This window comes from Pyxidicoccus trucidator, assembly GCF_010894435.1.
Classification (GTDB): domain Bacteria; phylum Myxococcota; class Myxococcia; order Myxococcales; family Myxococcaceae; genus Myxococcus; species Myxococcus trucidator.
Map to the genome: position 1 here is coordinate 315,431 of NZ_JAAIXZ010000005.1, position 20,119 is coordinate 335,549.

The 20,119-nt window shown below is 70.5% G+C and carries 18 protein-coding genes; 13 read left to right on the plus strand and 5 right to left on the minus strand.

The genetic code is table 11. From position 1 onward, the window contains the following. The first annotated feature begins 116 nt into the window (after positions 1–116). From G4D85_RS17200 to G4D85_RS17230, 7 genes are all read left to right on the plus strand, one after another. A complete protein-coding gene (locus tag G4D85_RS17200) occupies positions 117–1,787 on the plus strand; it encodes a DUF1800 domain-containing protein (protein ID WP_164013240.1) in 1,671 nt (556 codons plus the stop codon). Positions 1,788–1,792: 5 nt separating this feature from the next. Next, the gene (locus tag G4D85_RS17205; protein WP_164013242.1) at positions 1,793–3,331 is read left to right on the plus strand and encodes a DUF1501 domain-containing protein; all 1,539 of its coding nucleotides are present in this window, start codon (positions 1,793–1,795) and stop codon (positions 3,329–3,331) included. 209 nt (positions 3,332–3,540) lie between these two features. Next, positions 3,541–5,043, plus strand: coding sequence for an endo alpha-1,4 polygalactosaminidase (locus G4D85_RS17210; protein WP_164013243.1), 1,503 nt, complete (start codon positions 3,541–3,543; stop codon positions 5,041–5,043). A 131-nt stretch (positions 5,044–5,174) separates the two neighbouring features. Then, positions 5,175–6,548: an ATP-binding protein gene (locus G4D85_RS17215; protein ID WP_164013246.1), complete on the plus strand. Its 1,374-nt coding sequence runs from the start codon at positions 5,175–5,177 to the stop codon at positions 6,546–6,548. Continuing rightward, entirely contained in the window at positions 6,535–7,086 is a 552-nt protein-coding gene (locus G4D85_RS17220) for a response regulator transcription factor (RefSeq protein WP_164013248.1), read from the plus strand. The genes G4D85_RS17215 and G4D85_RS17220 overlap by 14 nt, the downstream gene beginning before the upstream one ends. Positions 7,087–7,194: 108 nt before the next feature. Then, positions 7,195–7,662 carry a hypothetical protein gene (locus G4D85_RS17225; RefSeq protein WP_164013250.1) on the plus strand — a complete coding sequence of 156 codons (468 nt, stop codon included), beginning with the start codon at positions 7,195–7,197 and terminating at the stop codon, positions 7,660–7,662. 110 nt (positions 7,663–7,772) lie between these two features. Further along, on the plus strand, positions 7,773–7,979 hold the full coding sequence (locus tag G4D85_RS17230) for a hypothetical protein (protein WP_205525578.1): 207 nt from the start codon (positions 7,773–7,775) through the stop codon (positions 7,977–7,979). Here G4D85_RS17230 and G4D85_RS17235 read toward each other — a convergent pair whose 3' ends face one another. Beyond that, positions 7,980–9,200 carry a M20/M25/M40 family metallo-hydrolase gene (locus G4D85_RS17235; protein ID WP_205525579.1) on the minus strand — a complete coding sequence of 407 codons (1,221 nt, stop codon included), beginning with the start codon at positions 9,198–9,200 and terminating at the stop codon, positions 7,980–7,982. It lies immediately after the preceding gene. 244 nt (positions 9,201–9,444) lie between these two features. Here G4D85_RS17235 and G4D85_RS17240 point away from each other — a divergent pair, with 244 nt between their 5' ends. Both G4D85_RS17240 and G4D85_RS17245 read left to right on the plus strand, forming a co-directional pair. Continuing rightward, positions 9,445–10,341 (plus strand): PilZ domain-containing protein, encoded by an 897-nt coding sequence (locus G4D85_RS17240; RefSeq protein WP_164013254.1) that lies wholly within the window; start codon positions 9,445–9,447, stop codon positions 10,339–10,341. Positions 10,342–10,599: 258 nt separating this feature from the next. Then, entirely contained in the window at positions 10,600–12,246 is a 1,647-nt protein-coding gene (locus G4D85_RS17245) for a GMC oxidoreductase (RefSeq protein ID WP_164013256.1), read from the plus strand. 3 nt (positions 12,247–12,249) lie between these two features. Here G4D85_RS17245 and G4D85_RS17250 read toward each other — a convergent pair whose 3' ends face one another. Beyond that, complete coding sequence (locus G4D85_RS17250; protein WP_164013257.1) at positions 12,250–12,765, minus strand: OmpA family protein; 516 nt, start codon at positions 12,763–12,765, stop codon at positions 12,250–12,252. A gap of 187 nt (positions 12,766–12,952) precedes the next feature. Between G4D85_RS17250 and dgt the strand changes: the two genes are divergently transcribed. Then, a complete protein-coding gene (dgt, locus tag G4D85_RS17255) occupies positions 12,953–14,452 on the plus strand; it encodes a dGTP triphosphohydrolase (RefSeq protein ID WP_164013258.1) in 1,500 nt (499 codons plus the stop codon). 7 nt (positions 14,453–14,459) lie between these two features. After that, the gene (locus G4D85_RS17260) at positions 14,460–14,981 is read left to right on the plus strand and encodes a YkgJ family cysteine cluster protein (RefSeq protein ID WP_164013259.1); all 522 of its coding nucleotides are present in this window, start codon (positions 14,460–14,462) and stop codon (positions 14,979–14,981) included. Positions 14,982–14,991: 10 nt separating this feature from the next. Here the strand turns inward: G4D85_RS17260 and G4D85_RS17265 are convergent, their stop codons facing one another. Together G4D85_RS17265 and G4D85_RS17270 are read right to left on the minus strand one after the other, a co-directional pair. Then, the gene (locus G4D85_RS17265; protein ID WP_164013260.1) at positions 14,992–15,783 is read right to left on the minus strand and encodes a hypothetical protein; all 792 of its coding nucleotides are present in this window, start codon (positions 15,781–15,783) and stop codon (positions 14,992–14,994) included. 38 nt (positions 15,784–15,821) lie between these two features. Next, a complete protein-coding gene (locus G4D85_RS17270) occupies positions 15,822–16,394 on the minus strand; it encodes a hypothetical protein (RefSeq protein WP_164012805.1) in 573 nt (190 codons plus the stop codon). Positions 16,395–16,511: 117 nt separating this feature from the next. Between G4D85_RS17270 and G4D85_RS17275 the strand changes: the two genes are divergently transcribed. Together G4D85_RS17275 and G4D85_RS17280 are read left to right on the plus strand one after the other, a co-directional pair. Next, positions 16,512–17,648: a sensor histidine kinase gene (locus G4D85_RS17275; protein ID WP_164013261.1), complete on the plus strand. Its 1,137-nt coding sequence runs from the start codon at positions 16,512–16,514 to the stop codon at positions 17,646–17,648. Further along, the gene (locus G4D85_RS17280) at positions 17,641–18,456 is read left to right on the plus strand and encodes a LytR/AlgR family response regulator transcription factor (RefSeq protein ID WP_164013262.1); all 816 of its coding nucleotides are present in this window, start codon (positions 17,641–17,643) and stop codon (positions 18,454–18,456) included. The genes G4D85_RS17275 and G4D85_RS17280 overlap by 8 nt, the downstream gene beginning before the upstream one ends. An 11-nt stretch (positions 18,457–18,467) precedes the next feature. Here G4D85_RS17280 and G4D85_RS17285 read toward each other — a convergent pair whose 3' ends face one another. Beyond that, positions 18,468–20,003 carry an MBL fold metallo-hydrolase gene (locus G4D85_RS17285; RefSeq protein WP_164013263.1) on the minus strand — a complete coding sequence of 512 codons (1,536 nt, stop codon included), beginning with the start codon at positions 20,001–20,003 and terminating at the stop codon, positions 18,468–18,470. Between the last annotated feature and the right edge of the window lie 116 nt (positions 20,004–20,119).

Genomic DNA, 20,119 nt, shown 5'->3' on the forward strand with positions numbered 1-20,119 from the left:
GGCCAGGCAGCCTGGCAGAGCGGTCTGACACGGACTTGGCGTGGAATACACGACTTACAGAATTGGTCGTTTTGTGGGACTTTGAGGTGATTCATCACCTCAAGGAGCCGCTCCGGATGAAACGACGCTTCGCCCTGGCTCTCACCGTATGCGCGACCGCCTGCGCACCGGATGAGCGCCCACCCGACGCACCCACCATTGCCCCGCTCACCGAGGCTCGGCAGGCCGTCGACACGCTCGCGGTTCCCGCCGAGCAGAACGCCATCCGCTTCCTGGAGCAGGCCACCTTCGGCCCGCGCCTCGCCCAGGGCGCGAGCCCGCTGCCCATCGACTCGGTGGAGCAGGTGGTCGCCGTCGGCGTCTCCGCCTCCATCACCGCGCAGTTCAACGCCCCGCGCTCCACGTTCGACCCGGCGGCCGCTCCGGACCTGGGCTCGCAGTTCTTCTACAACGCCGTCCATGGGCAGGATCAGCTCCGGCAGCGGGTGGCGTTCGCGCTGAGCCAGATTCTGGTCGTCTCGCAGAACGGCATCCCCAACCCGGGGGGCACGCCGGAGAACGAGCCGCGGCTCGCGATGGCGGGCTACCTCAACCTGCTCTCCCAGCGCGCCTTCGGCAACTTCCGCCAGCTGCTGGAGTTCGTCACGCTGGACCCCGCCATGGGGACGTTCCTCGACATGGCGAACAACAAGGCCTTCAAGGCGAACGGCCAGCGCGTCGAGCCGAACGAGAACTACGCGCGGGAGATGCTCCAGCTCTTCACGCTCGGCCTCCACCAGCTCAACGAGGACGGCACCGAGAAGCTGGACCCCATCACCGGCGCGCGCATTCCCGCGTACTCCGAGGCCCAGGTGCAGGCGTTCGCGGCCGCCCTCTCCGGGTGGACCTATGCCAGCGCCACGGGCTGCCCGGCGAGGGGCGGCTCGAACCCGGCCAACTACCCGGAGCCGATGATTGGCTGTGACGTGAACCACGACTCCCGCGCGCAGCTGCTCCTGCGGGGGCAGCTTACGACCGCCGGAGCCGGCGCCGCGCAGCACCTGGAGGAGGCGCTCGACAACGTCTTCGCCGACCCGAACCTCCCGCCGTTCATCTGCAAGCAGCTCATCCAGCATCTGGTCACCAGCAACCCGACCCCCGCCTACGTCCAGCGCGTGGTGAACGCCTTCAAGAACGACGGCACCGGCGAGCGCGGCAACCTGCGCTTCGTGGTGCGCAAGGTTCTGGAGGACGCCGAGGCCCGCGGCCCGCTGGCGCCGGCCTCGCAGCAGGCAGCGTACGGGCACCTGCGCTCTCCCGCGCTGTTCGTCACCACCGTCATCCGGTGGCTGAACGGGACGCTCGACACGACCGGGGGCAAGGACCCGGGCGCGAAGCTCACCACCTGGAGCCGCAACATGGGGCAGTACGTGCCCCGGCCGCCGTCGGTCTTCAGCTACTACCCCCCGAACGCTCCGGCGCCCGGCGCCAACGGCCTGCTCGGCCCCGAGTTCGCCATCCTCGACACCGCCACCGTCACCGCGCGCGCCAACTTCGTGCACGAGCTGCTCCACTCCACCTCTCCCGCCAGCGTCGGCGTCCTCATCGACCTGGCCGTCGTCCCCTCGGCGTCCACGGACCTGGTGACCTGGCTGGACCGCTACCTCCTCCACGACACGATGTCCTCGGACCTCCAGCTCCTCCTCGAGACCTCCCTCGCGGACTCGCGCGCGGGCGATGCGCTGCGGAAGAAGAAGCTGGCCCTCTACCTCACGACCCTTTCTCCCGAGTTCCAGATCCAGAGGTAAGCCCCATGCCCATCTCACGACGCCTGTTTCTGCGTGGCACCTCCAGCACCCTGGGGCTCCTCGCTGCTTCCTCGACCTTTCCCCGGTTCTTCGGCGCGGCCGAGGCCGCCACCCTCAGCGGGTACGCCGGCTACCGCGCGGCCGTCTGTGTCTTCCTGCTGGGCGGCAACGACGGCAACAACGTCCTCGTTCCCCTGACGAGCGGCCCGCACGGGCGCTACCTCGATGCGCGGCCGAACATCGGCTTCGAGACGACCGAGCTGCTCGCCATCAACCCCGTGGGCCAGGCCGCGGCCTCCTACGGGCTGCACCCGTCGCTCACGAAGCTCCGCACCCTCTTCGAGCAGGACCGCGCCGCGCTGCTCTGCAACGTGGGGCCCATGGTGCTGCCCATGGATAAGGAGGACTTCACCACGGGCACGGTGGCCCGGCCCGACAACCTGTTCTCCCACGCCGACCAGCAGGATGCCTGGGCGAGCGCCGTCGCGAACCCCTCCACCTGGGCTCCGCCCCCGTCGCTCATCGGCAAGGTCACCGGGTGGGCCGGCCGCACGGCCGACAAGCTGCACACGCTCAACCCGGGGGAGTACCCGGAGGTGACCTCGTTCGGGGGCAAGCCGCTCTTCTCCGTGGGCGGGGACCGCCAGCCGATGGTGGTGTCGCCCAGCGGCGTGCTCGAGTTCACCGACCTCAACGATGTCGGCTTCAGCGCCCTCCGGGCAGACGCGCTGGCCCAGGCGGTGGCGCTCGACAATGGCGTGGCCCTGGAGGCCTCCTACGGCGGGGTGTTCACCACGGCGCAGACGTTCGCCGCGGCGCGCACCGCCGCCCGGGCGGCGGCCTGGAGCGTGCTCCCGCTGGCCACGCGCAACAGCATCGACACGCTGTTCACCACCCCGGCGGGAATGAGCCAGCAGCTGCGAGACCAGCTCTACCAGGTGCTTCAGGACCTCATCGCGGGAGCCATGCCCGCGGCGCAGGGCGGCCTGGGCGTCCGGCGGCAGGTGTACTCGGTAGGGTTGGGCGGCTTCGACACGCATGCGAACCAGCGGCAGACGCAGGACGAGCTGCTCGCGGAGCTCGACTTCGCGCTCGACGCCTTCTACCGGTCGGTGGACCTGCTCCGGGCGGAGACCGCCTTTGGCGGGAACCCGCCTCAGGCCACGCTCTTCACGATGAGCGACTTCGGCCGCACCCTGCTGGAGAACTCGGACCGGGGCACCGACCACGGCTGGGGGAATCACGCCATCGTCCTGGGGGAGCGTGTCCAGGGGCGCCGTCTCTATGGCACCTTCCCCAGCCTGGACCTGTCGGGTGGCGCCGCGAACAACCCGAACACCACCGACGCCAAGGGGCGCTGGATTCCCACGCTGACGGTGGACCAGTACTCCTTCTCCATCGCCTCCTGGCTGGGGCTGTCGACGGCCGCGGAGCGCGACTACGTGTTCCCGAACCTGGATGGTTACGTCCAGGCCGCGAAGACCGGCGGCTTCCCGCTGTCCGCGCAGGCCTACAAGGTCGCGTTCATGCTGCCGGACGCGTAAGGCCCCACGGAGGCCGGGGCGTCGTCGCGCCCCGGCCTCCGCCGTGTCCGCATTCCGATGTCCCTGTTCCTCTGCCATGGGTCTGCGGGTGCGGAGCCCGCAACGCGTCTGGCCCCGTACGAGTGGCTCGGCCGGAGTGAGGTAGGCGTTGCCGCCACGGGGTGGGGATGTTCTATGGCCGCTCCGCGTTCCTTCCAGGGAGCCTTCACATGAGAGTCGTCTGCGCCCGCCTGTCCTGGGCCCTGCTTGCCGTGCTCGCCGCCTGTGGGAGTGCCTCGCCGGAGGATGAGGTCGGCGCGCTGCACGGAGAGGTGCTGGCCAATGCCCGGACGCTCACGTGCGCGACGTTGCAGGTGGCGCGTGGCTCCATCGGCTCGGGGCAGGGCGTCCAGGGCCTTGCGACCCAGACGCTCACGGGCACGCAGGACCGCTGGGCGGAGTACGTGGAGTTCTCCCCCAACACCTCGGCCACGTGCAGCTACCCGCTGCCCGTGGACGTGACGGCCGCGACGGTGCAGGCCGCCGAGATTGGGGTGAACTACCGCGGGCCCCGCAAGGCGGAGATGCGCTGGGTCTTCGAGGCCTGGGACTACACCGCGGGCGCCTGGGTCGTCGTGGGGGACAACACCTTCGCCCTGTCGTGGAAGTGGACGGCGACGTCGCTGGCGCTGCCCGCGCCGGTGGGCCGCTTCCTGGACGGTGGGCCGGTGAAGCTGCGCTATCGCACGGACTCCTCCGCCGACGCGTCGCTGCTGGACCTGTGGGTGGTGCGCGTGCAGGTCGCGAGCACCGATGCCGGTGCGCCCCAGGATGCGGGGACTCCGGTCGACGCGGGCTCCCCGGTGGATGCCGGCACGCCCACCGATGCCGGCACGTCCGGTGACGCGGGCACCCCCGTGCCCTGGGAGGGGGTGAGCAGCTTCACGTACCAGCTGACGAACTACGCCAACAACCGGCTGGACCAGATTGCTGGCTCGAAGTTCGACCTGGCCATCGTCGAGCTGTCGCGCGATGGGCACAGCGACTACTTCCGCGCGGACGAAATCGCGGCGCTCAAGGCAGGGGGCAAGCAGGTGCTCGCGTACTTCGAGATTGGCGCCATCGAGGAGTACCGCCCCGAGTGGCCGCTGGTGCCCGCGGACCTGAAGCTCGGGCCCGTGGATGGGTGGCCGGACGAGCAGTACGTGAAGTACTGGGACGAGCGCTGGTGGCCCATCGTCCAGGGCCGCATCGACCAGGCGCTCGCCGCGGGCTTCACCGGCTGCTACCTCGACATGGTGGTGACGTACGAGGAGATTCCCGCCAACTCCGCCGGCACCAACCGCGCCGACCTCGCGCGGAAGATGGTGGCCCTCATCGCCCGCATCAACCAGTACGCGAAGGCGAGAGAGCCGGGCTTCAAGGTGATGCCGCAGAACTCTCCCGAGCTCATCGACTACACCGGCTACCTCGCCGCCATCGATGGGCTGGGCATGGAGGACATGTACTGGTCGGATGACGTCGCGTGCAGCCAGAGCTGGTGCGCGGAGAACCGGACCAATGCCGCGCGCGTGCGCGCCGCGGGGAAGCTGGTGCTCTCCACCGACTACGCGGTGCAGGCCGCGCACGTGGCGGACGCCTACACGCGCTCCCGGGCCGCGGGCTTCGTGCCCTACGTCAGCGTGCGTGCGCTGGACCGGATGACGGTGAACGCCGGCTGGGACCCGCAGTAGCCAGGGGCCTCCACGCCTCCCGGGCGCGCCGTCGTGCGAGCGCTGCCTGGGGCTCAGGTGCCGGCCGAGTGCGTCAACTTGACGCACTCGGCCCGCGAAGCAGGCCGGGTTATGAAGGAGGGGTGTCCAGCATGCCGACCGACGCCCGGGCGGTCCTGCAAGGCGCTCCGGTGCTGAAGCAGGAGCCGTCGCGCAGTGCCTTCCACCGCACGGCGCGGGAGGTGGTGGCGCGGCTCTCGTCCAGCGCCATCGCCCTGGGCTGGCTGGTGCGGCTGCGCTGGCACGCGGCCGCCGGGCAGGCGCTGACGGTGGCCGTCGCCACGCGGGGGCTCGGCCTGGAATTGCCCGTGGTGCCGCTGCTGGCGCTGGTGGCGACGACGGCGGTGTCCAACCTCCTCCTCGTGCTCTGGCTCCGCCGCGCCCCCACGGTGCGCCCGGAGGTGCTGGGCGGCGTGCTGGCGCTCGACCTGCTCCTGCTGACGGGGCTGCTGGCGCTCTCCGGCGGGCCGTCCAACCCGTTCGGCATGCTGTACCTCGTCCACGTGACGCTCGCCGCGCTGGTGCTGGGCCCGCGCTGGACGGGGCTCATCGCGCTGCTGGCCGTGCTGGGCCATGCGAGCCTCTTCGCCTTCCACGTCCCCCTGCCGGAGGCCACGCACGTCCAGGGAGCCAGGGGGCTGGACTCGCTCCACCTGCTCGGCACGTGGATCGCCTTCGTGCTCACGGCCCTGGTCATCGCCTTCGTCGTCGCCCGGGTGTCGGCGGCGCTGAAGGACCGACAGGAGGCGGTGGTGCGCTCCCAGCAGTTCGCGGCGCGCGCGGAGAAGCTCGCGTCGCTGAGCACCCTGGCCGCGGGCGCGGCGCACGAGCTGGGCACGCCGCTGGGCACCATCGCCATCGCCGCCAACGAGCTGGAGACGCTCATCCAGGAGGAGCCCCAGGAGGCACTGGAGGACGCGCGCCTCATCCGCGACGAGGTGGAGCGGTGCCGGGACATCCTGGAGCGCATGAGCGCGCGCGCGGGTCGGTCGCTCGGAGAATTCCCGGAGCGGACCACGACGGGCGCCGTCCTCTCGCGCCTGCGTGAGCAGCTCGGGGCCGCGGAGCTGGCGCGGCTCCACTTCGACGCGGGGCCGGACCTGCCGCTCTGGTGCCCCGCGCGAGGGCTGGTGCAGGTGCTGGCGAACCTCGCGCGCAACGGGCTGCAGGCCAGCGAGGCCACGCAGGGCACCGTCACCGTCACGGCGCGTGGAGACGCGGACCGCGTGCACTTCACGGTGGAGGACCGTGGCACCGGCGTCCCCCGCGCGCTGCTGTCGCGGCTGGGGGAGCCCTTCTTCACCACCAAGCCTCCCGGGCAGGGCATGGGGCTGGGGTTGTTCCTCAGCCAGACCTATGCCGAGCTGTGCGGGGGGCGCCTGGAGCTGGCCTCCGAGGAGGGGCAGGGGACGCGCGTGACGCTGGAGCTGCCCTGCCGGACGGAGGTCTTCCATGCAGCCGGGTGAGGCGCCTCCCTCGGTGCTCGTCGTCGACGATGACGAGCCCTACCGCGAGCGGCTGGTACGGGCCTTCGGGCGGCACGGCTTCGCGGCGCACGGTGCGGCCAGCGCGCAGGAGGCGCTCGAGCGGGCCCGCGAGCTGCGTCCGGGCTACGCGGTCATCGACCTGCGCCTGCCGGACGGCTCCGGGCTGGAGGTGGTGCGCGAGCTGAGGGCGCTGGACGCGCGCAGCACGCTGGTGGTGCTCACGGGGTACGGGAGTATCGCCACGGCGGTGGAGGCCGTGCGGCGGGGCGCCACGCACTACCTCACGAAGCCCGCGGACGTGGACGACATCCTGCTGGCCTTCGCCGGAGCCACGCTGCCCGAGGGCGAGGAGGCGGCCCGGGGACACCAGGTGCCCTCGCTCGCGCGCGCGGAGTGGGAGCACATCCAGCGCGTGCTCGCGGACTGCGGAGGCAACATCTCCCAGGCCGCGAGGCTGCTCCGCATCCAGCGCCGCAGCCTGCAGCGCAAGCTGGCCAAGCACCCCGTTCCGAAGTGAGCCCGCGCGTCGGCGCGTGGTGCGTCATCAAGACGCACGAGGCGCTTCGCGGGGGCCGTTAGGGTGTCGCGGCACCGCCATGCCCATACGGGCCGACAGGTGAACGACATGCTGTACTCGCTGGTTCTCTTCCTCCACTCGTGGGTGCGCTGGGGCGTCGTGGTGTTTGGCGTGCTGGCGCTCGGAGGTTCCCTCTCCGGCTGGCTGCGTGGCCGGGACTGGACGCGCTCCGACCGGCGACTCCAGCTCCTCTTCGTCTCCGCCTTCGACCTCCAATTGCTGCTCGGGCTGACGCTCTACTTCGGCCTCAGCCCGCTCTCGCCCAGGTCCATGGACGCGCTCCGGATGAGCATGTCCGTCTCCTTCCTCCGGTTCTTCAGCCTGGAGCACCCGCTGTTGATGCTCCTGGCGCTCACCGCCGCGCACGTGGCGTCCGCGCTCAGCCGCCGGGCCGAAGCACCCACCGCGAGGCATCGGGTGTGGGCGGTGGGGCTCCTCATCGCCCTGCTCCTCGTCGCGCTCGGGATTCCCTGGCCCGCGCTGTCCCACGGCCGGCCCCTGTTCCGGGGCTTCTGAGGCCGGGCCGCTCACCCCGCCACGCGTCGATTTGACGCATGCCGCGTAATTCCGGTCGCGGTTATTCGTCTTCCCTGACGCAGTTCCCCACGCTCCAAGAGGCGCACCCCATGCTCGACGTGCTCTGGATGATTTGGATGATGCCCGAGATGCCGGACCCGAAGTCCGGCACTCCGCTGGGACTGGGGGGCCCGCGCTCGCCACCGGGAAACCCGAAGCGGAAGCGTGAGCGCCGCGAGCGGCTGAGGCCCGCGCGAAGCGCTGCGGCCCCGAAAGACGCCAGCGCGCGGAGGACGCGCGCTGGCGGGACGGCGTGACTACTGCGCGGTGCCCTTGGCCAGCTCGGCCACGTACGCGGCGGCAATCTTGGAGAACTTGAGCGCGTGGTTGGCGTTGTTCGCCGAGCGCGCCAGCGTGTCGTTCGCCGTGTGGATGTACGGGTTGCTCGTGCTCAGCGTCGCCTCGAAGGGAATGGACGCGGCGAAGCCCTGGGCGTTCCACGACGCGTGGTCCGAGCAGCCGTAGCCGCACGTGGAGTTCGTCTGCGGAATCTTCACGTACGTGGTGATGAGGTTCCGGAGGAACGTGTTCTGCGCGGCGTTGGTGTTGTCGGTGATGAGGGCGACATCCGCCGTCGTGCTGCCCTTGTAGTTCGTCATGTCGAGCTGCAGCACGCCCACCACGTTGATGGCGTTGTTCTTGTGGTACGCGGCAATCTCCTTGGAGCCGCGCAGCCCGACCTCCTCCGCGGCGTAGGCCATGAACTTCACGGTGCGCTGCGGCCGGTAGTTGCGCGCCATGGCCACCCGGATGACCTCGGTGAAGGACGCCACGCCCGAGGCGTCATCGTCCGCGCCCGGCGCGTTGCCTCCCGAGCTGTTGATGGAGTCCAGGTGCCCGCCTACCACCACCACCTCGCTCGCCAGGGTGGTGCCGGTGATGGTGAGGATGACGGACGGCTGGGCCCAGGCCGTGTGCCGGAACAGCTCCACCTTGACGTCGGTGCGCGCGGCGGGGACGTAGCCCTTCCACTTCGCGAGCAGCGAGTTGGCCGCGTCCACGCCGCCCTGGGACGTGTAGTAGCGCGTCGAATAGCCGGACAGCATGGTGATGGTGCCGCGGACGTTGGCCTCCGTCATCGCCCCCATCAGCGTGTTGACGGTGGTGGCGTTGTTCAGCGTGTAGGTGACCAGGTTCTGCGGAGCCACCGCCAGAGCGGGCTCGAGCGTGGCCAGGGCCTCCTCGCGCGTCTCGGAGGTGATGAAGCCCGCGCACCGGTTGAACTTCTCGTGCATGAGCGTCGCCAGCCGCGACAGCTGCGACTCGCGGAGGCGGAACATCGCCGCCTGCTCCTTCGCGACGACGGCGGTGGGCTCCTCCCAGCCCGCGCTCTTGAAGGACTCTCGCATCGGCGCGACGGCATCGGCGCCCATGGTGACCCAGACCTCCCGGTCGGGAGCCTCCGGCTTGCCCTTCTCGGCAAGGGCAGGCGTGGTGCTCAGCATCATGGCCACTGGAATCAGGCTCTTCAGGCGCATCGTTGCTCCGCGGGGGACGACGGGGGTGCGCTGCCGGCCGGGGGCTTCGGTTCACCCGTTGCCCCCAGCCGGACGCGCATCCTGCTTCTCGCGAATTCCGTGGATATTTGGGAATAATTGGAGCGTTCAGAACCGAACAGACAAACGACCTGGGTGGTCGGCGACCTGGGGAGCTTCGCCACGCGTGTCTGGCTTCAGCGCGCAGCCCGGGGCGGTAAAGTCGTCTCTCCTCCGGGGGGATGCCATGGCGAGACAGGGTGGGAGCGCGCTGGACGAGTACAACGCGCTTGTGGCGCAGCAGAAGTCGAGGTCCTTGAGTGCCGACGAGGAGCAGCGACTCGAGCTGCTGCGGGACGTCCTGCTGGAGCTGGGGGCGCTGCCTCCGGCCGGGAGCGGGCTGCCCGTCCGGCCCGCGCGCGCGGACGTGGTGCTGGAGCTGTCCTTCGCCACGCATGAGGACGTGGTGCGCGCCTACAGCAAGAACATCGGCGCGGGTGGCCTCGCCATCCGGACCTCGCGGGCGCTGCCGGTAGGGAGCACGCTGGAGCTGCGCATCACCCTGCCGGACGCGCCCCAGCCGCTGCTGGCGCACGGGCAGGTGGCCTGGTCTCGCGAGGACGGCATGGGCGTGGCCTTCACCCAGCTTCCTCCCGAGGGGGAGCGCCGGCTGAAGACGTTCCTCGCGGCGGACGCGTCGCTGCTCAACCGCGTGCGGAGCGTGCTGAAGACAGACGTCATCGAGCTGCTGAAGACGGACGTGCGCGAGCTGGGCAAGGGACCGGCGCCCCAGGCCGCGCAGGCGCAGGAGGTGGACACGCGGCCCATCGTCCTGGTGCGGCTGCTGGACGCGCGGCTGACGGCGCTCGTCACGGAGCTGTTCACCCAGCAGGGGCTGCGCATCGTCGCGGAGACGGACAAGCCCGCGTCCATCATCGTCGTCGACACGGGCACGGCCCTCGACGTGCTGCGGGCCGCCGGCCGTCCCGGCGCGCGCATCGTCATGGTGAACGTGAGCGGCCCGGACTCGCTGGTGGGCCGGCTGACGAACCTCAACCCCGCCGCCTACGTGAAGCATCCGGCCACGGCGGCCTCGGTGCTCCAGGCCGTGGCCCGCCTGCTGGGGCCCACCGAGCCACGCTGAGGCCCCGCGTCTCGGCTGCCGTGCCGCGCCGCGCTCGGAGCCGGGGTCGGGGCCGCCGACTCCACCCGCGCACTCCGGCAGTGCGACCCGGAGCGCGTCCGGCCGCGCTGGCCGTGCGCCAGTCCCGCGAGCAGGCGGGCGCCCCGGGTTCCGCGTCCGGGGATGCCCCGGGTCTGGCATAGAGTGGGCACGCCCGAGGGGCCGCCTGGCGTGACGTGCGCGGGAGTGGCCTCGTTATGGGACTGGGAGGCGGACGTCATGGACTGCGACTGGCTCATCATCGGCTCGGGGTTTGGAGGCAGCGTCAGCGCGCTGCGGCTGACCGAGAAGGGCTACCGCGTGGTGATGCTGGAGAAGGGCCGGCGTCTGCGCGGCCCGGACTTCCCGAAGACGAACTGGGATTTGAAGCGCTGGCTGTGGATGCCCCAGCTCGGCTGGCGCGGCCTGTTCAAGATGACGTTCTTCCGCCACGTCACGGTGATGTCCGGCGTGGGGGTGGGCGGCGGCTCGCTCGTCTACGCCAACACGCTGCCCATTCCGAAGGACGACTTCTTCCAGGCCTCCTCGTGGGGGCACCTCGCGGGGTGGAAGGAGGAGCTGGCGCCCCACTACGTCACCGCGCGGCGGATGCTCGGGGCCACCGTCAACCCGCTGACCACCTTCCCGGACAAGGTGCTGAAGGAAGTGGGGGAGGACCTCGGCCGCACCGACTTCCAGCCCACCACCGTGGCCGTCTACTTCGGCGAGCCCGGCGTCACGGTGAAGGACCCGTACTTCAACGGCGAGGGCCCCGAGCGCACCGGCTGCATCTCGTGCGGCGGCTGCATGCTTGGCTGCCGGCATGACTCCAAGAACACGCTCGACAAGAACTACCTGTACCTGGCGGAGCGGCGCGGCCTCACGCTGCATGCGGACACGGAAGTCACGTGGGTGCGCCCGCTGCCGGAGGGTGGCTACGAGGTGGAGGCACTGCGGGGGGCCCGGCACTTCTTCCGCGAGAAGGTGCGCTTCACCGCGCGCAACGTCGTCTTCGCCGGCGGCGTGCTGGGCACGGTGGACCTGCTGACGCGGCTGAAGGAGCGCCAGGACGGGCTGCCTCGCCTGTCGGACCGGCTGGGAGACGGCGTGCGCACCAACTCCGAGGCGCTCATCGGCATCGTCAGCGGGCGCGAGGACCAGGACCTGTCCAAGGGCATCGCCATCGGCTCCATCCTCCACACCGACGAGCGCTCCCACCTGGAGCCGGTGCGCTACTCGGAGGGCTCGGGGTTCTTCCGGCTGCTGATGGCGCCGCAGGTGCCCGGGGCCACGATGTTCGCGCGGCTGGCGGGGCTGTTCAGCGTCCTCGCGCGCCACCCGGTGCGCTTCCTCAAGGCGTGGTTCGTCCCGGACTTCGCCCGGCGGACCCTCATCCTCCTTTATATGCGCACGCTGGAGGGGCACCTGCGCATGCGGCGCGGGCGCGGCCTGACGACGGCGCTGCGCAGGGGCCTGACGACGGGCCTGCAGTCGGGGCCCGCTCCCACCTCCAACATGCCGGAGGCGTTCGACCTGGCGAAGCGCGTATCCGACAAGGTGGACGGCTACCCCATGACGATGGTGAGCGAGACGCTGCTGGGCATCCCCACCACCGCGCACATCCTGGGCGGCTGCTGCATGGGGGACTCGGCGGAGACGGGGGTCATCGACCCCCGCCATCGCGTCTACGGCTACGACGGGCTCTACGTGGTGGACGGCTCGGCCATCTCCGCCAACCCGGGCGTCAATCCATCGCTGACGATTACGGCGCTGGCCGAGCGGGCCATGACCTTCATCCCCGCCGCGAAGGAGCTGCCGCGCGGGGACACCGAGGCCGTGGTGGAGCCCGCGAAGAGGACCGCGGGCTCCATGGCCGCCGGAGCCTGACGGCTACAGGCGGACCTGCAGCTCGTAGCGGCGGTTCTTCGCCTTCTTGGCCGCGGTGTCGTCCGGCTTGACGAGGGGCTTCTCGGAGCCGAGGCCCACGGCGACGATTTCGTTGCGGGGCACGCCGCGCGACACCAGCTCCTTGACGATGGTCTCCGCGCGCTGCTCGCTGAGCTTCTTGTTCTTCGCCGCGTCGCCGGACGAGTCGGTGTGGCCGGAGACCTCGAACTTGTAGCTCTTCGCACCGGCGCCATCGAGCTGCTTCTTGGCGTCGATGAGGGCGGAGGCCAGCTTCTTCAGCTTGGCGTCGCAGCCGGCGTCCAACTCGGCGGTGCCCGTCTTGAAGCTGCACTGGTTCTTGCGGCCCTCGTCCATCAGCTTCGTGTTGACTCGCTTCTCGACGGCACCCTTGCCGGCGTCGCCCGCGGTCTTCTTGATGACGTCCAGCGCGCCCTGCGCGGAGGCCACTCCAGGGAGGGCCAGCAGCGACACGGCGAGACACAGCGCCTTGAGCTTCATGAGGAGAACTCCTGGATTTCGAGGGTGAAGGGTGGAACGGCGCGCAAGGCTGCCCACGCGGGCCCGCCACGTCCAGCGCGGAGAAGTCCCCGGAGCAGGTGGCAGGGGGCCCGACTGTCTGCCCGCCAGGCGGCGCGCATGGGGTGGGCGCCCGGGAAAACTTGCCTCGGCCGGGGGCCGGAGCAGCATGGGCCGGCAGGTCCTTCCGCACAGCGAGGCAGCCGTGGGCAGCAGCAGTCGAACGGACAGATGGAAGGAACTTCTCTCGCCCCACCGGGTGGGCACCCCCGCGCCGAAGGAGGGGACACCGGAGAAGGCCGCGCCCCCTCCGGACGAGCGCATCCTTCCGGACGAGCGCAGTGACTACGACAAGGACTACGACCGCATCGTCTTCTCCAGCGAGTTCCGCTGTCTGCACGACAAGACGCAGGTGTTCCCGCTGTCCACGAGCGACTACACGCGTACGCGGCTGACCCACAGCATCGAGGCCTCGTGCGTGGGGCGCTCCCTGGGCCATCTTGCCGGGCGCCACCTGTCGCGCGAGCAGGGCGTGGAGGTGGACCCCTCTCACCTGGGCACCATCGTCGCGGCGGCGTGCCTGGCGCACGACATCGGCAACCCGCCCTTTGGCCACTCCGGCGAGGCGGCCATCCAGCACTGGGTGGAGCAGCAGCTGGCGCCACCGGCGGAGGAGGGTATGAGCCCCTTTCAGGGGCCGGCGGAGTGGAAGGACCTGCAGAGCTTCGAGGGCAACGCGCAGGGGCTGCGCATCCTCACCCGGCTCCAGTCGCGGGAGCGGTGGGGTGGGCTGCGCTACACAGCGGCGACCCTGGGCGCGATGAGCAAGTACCCGCGTCCCTCGGTGCTCCCTGGCGGGCGGCTGCCGGTGAAGGGGCGCGTGTCGGAGAAGAAGTTCGGTTACTTCCAGGACGACCAGAAGCTGGCCGTGGAGGCGTACCAGAAGCTGGGCCTGCGGGAGCGTGAGCCCGGCGTGTTCTCCCGCCACCCGCTGGCCTTCCTCGTCGAGGCGGCGGACGACATCTGCTACGCGGTCATCGACTTGGAGGACTCGGCGAAGCTGGGGCTGGTTCCGATGAAGGAGGCGTGCGAGCTACTGGAGCAGGTGCTGCCGTCGCTGCCCTCGCCGGGCAGGCCGACGCGGCCTCCGCCCCCGCACCTGGAGACGCGCATGGCGCAGGCGCGGGCCCGGGCCATCGGCATGCTGATTCCGGCGTGCGTGAAGGTGTTCCTGGAGCACGCGGAGGAGATGGAGCAGGGCGAGTGGGAGACGCCGCTGGTGTCGGCGCATCCGGACGTGCGCGGGCAGCTCGACGAAATCAAGCGCATCACCCGGCGCCAGGGCTACGAGAGCGAGCGGGTGCTCCAGATTGAGAGCGCGGGCTTCAAGACGCTGGGTGGCCTGCTGGACATGTTCGCGCTGGCGGTGGTGACGGACCAGCCCAACCGCGAGCAGCGCAAGCTGCGTCAGCTGCTGCCCATGGAGTCCTTCCAGCGGCCGGAGCACGCCGAGGACGACGCCAAGAAACCGCCCGAGCGCGACGCGGCGATTGAGCGGTTGTCGAAGTACCAGCGCCTGCTGTGCGTCACGGACTACATCTCCGGGATGACAGACGGCTTCGCAGTGGAGTTGTTCCAGCGCCTGTCGGGTATCAAGCTGCCGACGTAGGTGGCCCATGGAACCCATTCCAGATGCGCAGCGGGAGGCGCTGGAGTCGCTGTACAAGCGCGTAGGCGAGCGGGCCGCGGACATCACCGGCGCGCACGCGTGGTGGCCCTGCCGTAGGGGGTGTGACCACTGCTGCCGCCACCTGTCCGCCCCGTTGCCACTGACGGAGCTGGAGTGGCGCTACCTGTGGGAGGGCTTCCAGCGGCTGTCCACGGAAGAGCGCGAGGAGGTCCGCGCCCGCGTGGCGGAGCTGGAGCGCACCGGGGCCACGCGGCCGTACACCTGCCCGCTGCTGGACCGGGAGTCGGGCGCCTGCCGCGTCTATGCGCACCGGCCGCTGGCCTGTCGCTCCTACGGCTTCGCCGCCGCGCGGGACGGAGGCCGCTGGTGTCACTTCATCACCGGCCTGCTGGAGCAGCATGGTGACGGCGACATCGTCTGGGCCAACCAGGACGCGCTCGAACAGACGCTGGCCGCGCTGGGCGGGCCGACCTCCACACTGTTCGAGTGGTTCGCGGCCCACCCGTGAGGAGCTCAGGTCAGGGCGTTCCGGCGGCCAGTTCCTGTTGCGTGGGGATGCGGGTCAGCACGCGCTGCCCTCGGCGGCGATTGTAGCCCACCGCATAGAGCTCGTTTCCGATGGCGACCACCGCTGGAGGCGGAGGCTCTGGTTGGGTCATCAGCCATGCGCCAGCATCCTCCTGGCTCGCGAAGGCTCTGAGCGGAGGGGCGGTCCTGGCGGAGCGGATGCTCTCCACGTAGTCCTCGAAGCCACGCTCCTCCCCTATGTGAATCACGAAATCAAAAGAGATCTTGGCGGTCCTGAGGGCTTCGAGCTGCTCGGGCGAGGACGTTCGCTTTTCCAGCTCGTGGAGGTGGTGGCAGGTCCTGCTGTAGAGCTCGAAGAAGCTGAACCGCTCGCCGGGGCGCGGCTTTGGTGGGACGGGCTCGTCCTCGTCCTCGGCCGCATCCAGAGCGCCGTATTCTTCCGGCGGGGGGAGGCGGAGCAACTTCCGGTGGTTGAGTTCTCGTACATCGGCGACGGAGTAGAAGTCATTGGCTGCCCGGATGATGGCGCCGTGAGGCGGGGCAGGGTGATTCCGCAGCCAGTCATCCGCTTCCTCTCTCGTGGAGAAGGAGAAGAGGGGTGTCAGGGGCGCGGTGCCGAAGTTTTCGACGAACTTCGTGAATTCCCCTGAGTCGCCTCTTCCAAGGATGAAGTGCAGGAGGGTCCGAGAGGCTTGGAGCGCGTCGAATTGCTCCGAGGTGGATGGTTGTCGCTCCAACTCACGGAGCACGGTCAGGGTGCGCTGGATGAACTCGGGGGTCATGGGGGCACTCCATTGCGCCGCGAAGTAGGCATCCTGGTTCAACCGGCCACGAGCACGACGGGTGCCAGGACCACCAGTCCCGCGCCAGCCGAGAGAATCACGAAAGCAGCACCCGCGATGACGACGATGCCGCCAACGAGGAGCTCCGTGCGGTGGCGTTTCAGCCAGTCGACCGCCTCGTTCGTGCTGGTGAATTGCAGGGCGTGTGATTGCTGCAGCTTGAGGCAGTCCTGATACTGCCTCAGGCACTCTGTCGAACAGTATCGGCTCTTGCTGCCGTCTTCGCGCTTGAGGTGATTCCATTTGGCCGGAAGCCTGCGCTTCATGCAGTCCCGGAAGCAGTCGATATGCTCCTGGTCACAGTCTCTCGGGCGGGATGACGCGAGCAGGATGCTTCCAGTTGTACCGCCGACGCGGGCTCGGAGGTCATACCGGGACAGGTCGAACCCGGTGGCGAGTTGCCAGGAGTGGTGGACCTGACCATCCGGTGCCTCTTCGATGACGAGCACGTAGCCGGTGAGCTCTTCGGCGCGTGGAGGCGCGGAATGGCGAGTGCTACCGCAAGAGACCAGCAGCAGCGCGAGCCCCGCCGCGAGCAGCCCGCCAATCACCAGTTGGTGGTGTGAAGGCCCATGGCGTGGAGCATCGCTTGAACGTGGCGCTCCGGTCTCGCGCTCGTCGGCACCTCCGGTACGCCGACGCGGCCCTGGGGTAGACTTTGGGGCATCGTGTCCCCAACGGAGAATGCACCGCCAGTCCCCTGGCGTCGGTGGGCGTGGCAGGTCGCGCTCTGGACCGCACCCGCGACGCTCGCCGCACTGGAGACGTACTTCTTCAGCCGCTCGGGCCCCCAGTCACTGCCGCTGTGGCGGGCGTTCGCCTCGCAGGTGCCCGCCTGGTACGTGTGGGTCCCCACCACGCCCCTCGTCGTCCACCTGTCCCGCCGCCTGCGCCTGGGGCTCCCGCCCTCGGCCCGCGCGGTAGGTGTCCACCTGGCCGCGTGCCTTGGCGTGGGCGCTCTCTTCGGAGGGGTGTACACGCTGGCCCACCTGGCCTTCATGCCTCCCATGAGCACCCCCACACCCTGGTGGATGCTGGGGCTGCGCTTCTGGCTGGGCTGGCTGCCGATGACGGCGATGACGTACGCGGCGGTGCTGGGCGTGTCGCAGGCGGTGGACTCGCAGCGGCGCGCCCGGGAGAACGAGCGTCAGGCCGCGGCGCTCTCCGTGCAGCTCGCCGAGGCCCGCCTCCAGGCGCTGCAGACGCAACTCCACCCTCACTTCCTCTTCAACACCCTCAACGCCATCGTCGTGCTGGTGCGTGAGCGGGAGACGGACACCGCTGCCCGCATGCTGGTGCTGCTCAGCGACATCCTCCGCCAGTTGCTCCAGCAGGGGGCCACGCAGGAAGTGCCCCTGCGCGACGAGGTGGCCGTGCTGTCGCGCTACCTCGAAATCCAGCAGCTCCGCTTCGAGGACCGGCTGCGCGTGGACTGGGACGTGGACGACGGCGTGCTGGACGCGCGCGTGCCGCACCTGGTGCTCCAGCCGCTGGTGGAGAACGCCATCCGCCATGGGGTGTCCATGCGCTCGGCTGCGGGCGTGCTGCGCATCCGCGCGCGGAGGCAGGGAGACGTACTGTCGTTGGAGGTGGTGGATGACGGCCCGGGGCTGCCGGCGGGCTTCGAGCTGGAGCGCAGCCCTGGCATCGGCCTGTCCAACACGCGCGCCCGGCTGGCCCAGCTCTATGGTGACGCGGGGAGCCTCCGCGTGGTGAGCCCTCCTGGAGGCACCGGCACCGTGGCCACCGTGCTGCTACCCCTGGGCGCGTCCACCCCCGCTGGAGCGGAGCGCGCGCATGGCTGAGCTGCGCGCCCTGCTGGTGGATGACGAGCCGCTGGCCCGCCGGGGACTGCGGCATGCGCTGGCCCGGCACCCGGAGGTGGAGGTGTGCGGGGAGTGTCGGGACGGGCGCGAGGCCGTGGCCGCCATCCGCGAGCTGCGGCCCCACCTGGTGTTGCTCGACGTGCAGATGCCGGAGCTGGACGGCTTCGGCGTCATCCGCGAGGTGGGCGTGGACCACATGCCCGCGGTCATCTTCATCACCGCGTATGACGCCTTCGCCGTGCGCGCCTTCGACGTGCATGCGGTGGACTACCTGGTGAAGCCCTTCGCGGACGAGCGCTTCGATGAGGCCCTCCACCGCGCCAGGCAGCGGCTGCGCCAGGACGAGGCGGTGGAGCTGGGGCGCAGGCTCGCGGGCCTGCTCGCGGACTCCCCCGGTCCCCGCGCACCGGCACTCGAGCTCCCGGAGCCGAAGCCCGAGCGTCCGGCGGAGTCCCCGGGGCGACTGCTGGTGAAGGTGGGCACCCGCTCCGTGCTGGTGGCCGTGGCGGACATCGACTGGATTGAAGCCGACGACTACTGCGTCACCCTGCACGTGGGCAGTCAGGATCACGTGCTGCGGGAGAGCCTGTCGGCATTGGAGGCGCGGCTGGACGCGGAGCGCTTCGTGCGCATCCACCGCTCGGCCATCGTCAACGTGGAGCGCATCCGCGAGCTGCACCATGCCTCGCCCATGGAGACGGTGGTGGTGCTGGGCTCGGGGCAGCGGCTGCGGGTGAGCCGCAACCGCCGCGAGCACCTGGAGCGCCGGCTGGGCCGGGCCCGGTAGCCCTCCACCTCTCAGGGCGTGGTTGCCGCCGCCGGAGCGCGGGTCTTCTCCACCGACTCGGCGAGGGCCTTCCACTCCGTGGCGTCCAGGTGCATGCCGAAGGCGCGTGCCACATCCAGCTTCTCGCGCGTGGCCACGTCCGCCGCCTCCGCCACCTGCTGCGGGTTGAAGAAGCCACCGCCCGGCACCGGCTGCACCAGGTCACTGGTGTAGAGGAGCCGGTGCTCCGGCAGCCAGACGAAGAGCATCCGCTCGCCCGTCTCCGTGCGCACGGGAAGCAGCTCCAGCCGGTTCGTGCCCGTCCCCAGCGTCGTGCGCCGGCCCACGGACTGGAGCTTCGCGGCGCGGGGCGCCTTCGCCAGCGCGTCCGGCACGCGCGTCCGGGGTGCCTTCAGCAGCCGCTCCACCAGCGGGCGGTTGAGGTCCAGCACCTGGAGGGGAATGCCGCGCGCGACGTACTCTCGCAGGCCGCCCACGTGGGGCCACGCGTCGCTGGTGGAAACCACCGCCTTCACCTTCACGCCGGGGAAGCGCTTCGCGGCCTCCTCCAGGACGCGAGCCGAGTAGCCCGGGGCGATGGGCGCTTCAATCACCACCAGCCCGTCCTCCTGCTTCACGAGGGCCACGTCCCAGGGCCCGGGCAGGTGCACCACGCCCGGGGCCAGCTCGACGGCGGGGCGGTCCGGGCGGCCCAGTGGTGTGGCGTCCGCCGTGGTGTGGCGGCGCGCCTCGAAGCCCTTGCGCACGTCGTCCGGAATGGCGAAGTCCGCGTCGGACACTTTCGGGTCCAGCTCCAGCGCCGTCACGGTGAACGCGTGGTAGCCGTGGCCGTTGCGCTCCCACTCCCAGTTGCGTGGGTAGCGCAGCCCGCCCGGCTCCAGAGACCAGGACTGGAAGGACAGCCGGGTGCGCACGTCACCCCAGACGCTCCAGAAGAAGTCGGCGGGGTGGGCGTCCTCGGTCTCCACCTGGGTGGGCAGCCCCGTGTGGGAATTGAGGAAGAGGCGCACGGCGGCGGTGCCGTGGTGGAAGGTCACCACGTGATGGGGCACGTCCTGCACCACCGTGTCCGGAGCGGCGTGCAGGTCGGCCGCATCCAGGGCGGTGAGGAGCACGCGCTCGGGCGCGAAGTCGAGCCGCTCGCGCAGGTCCCGGAGCTGGGCGCCGCTGGTGGGGCGGAACGTCCCCCCGCGCTCCACGGCCACCACGTCGCCATCCATCACCAGGGACAGGGCTTGCCACGTGGCAAGCCCCGCGGTGCCCCGGCTCTCGGTCTTCTGGCTCAGGCGCCGCCGGGCGGGGACTCGCAGCTCATCCACCTGCTCGTACATGACGAGCCAGGGTGGGGCGGGGCGCTCGGATTGCTCCATCAGGTTCCAGTGGCCCAGGCCCTGGATGCGCAGGCTGGAGAGGGCCCGGAGGCGGGCCTCTCCGCCCATGGCCTCGGCGGCGGCCTGGACCCGGGCCCGGGCCCCGTCATCGGCCGCGAGGGCAGGCAGGGCGAGCAACAAGAAGGAGACGAGGGGAAGGAGGGCGGTTCTTCGCATGGCGCCAGGATGGCGAGGTGCGAAGGCCCGCTGCCGGGGCATGCTGCCAACGGTAGGCGGCACGCGGCGAACGGTAGGCGCGGCGCGGCGAGTGGATGCCGGAGCGATGCCCGTCC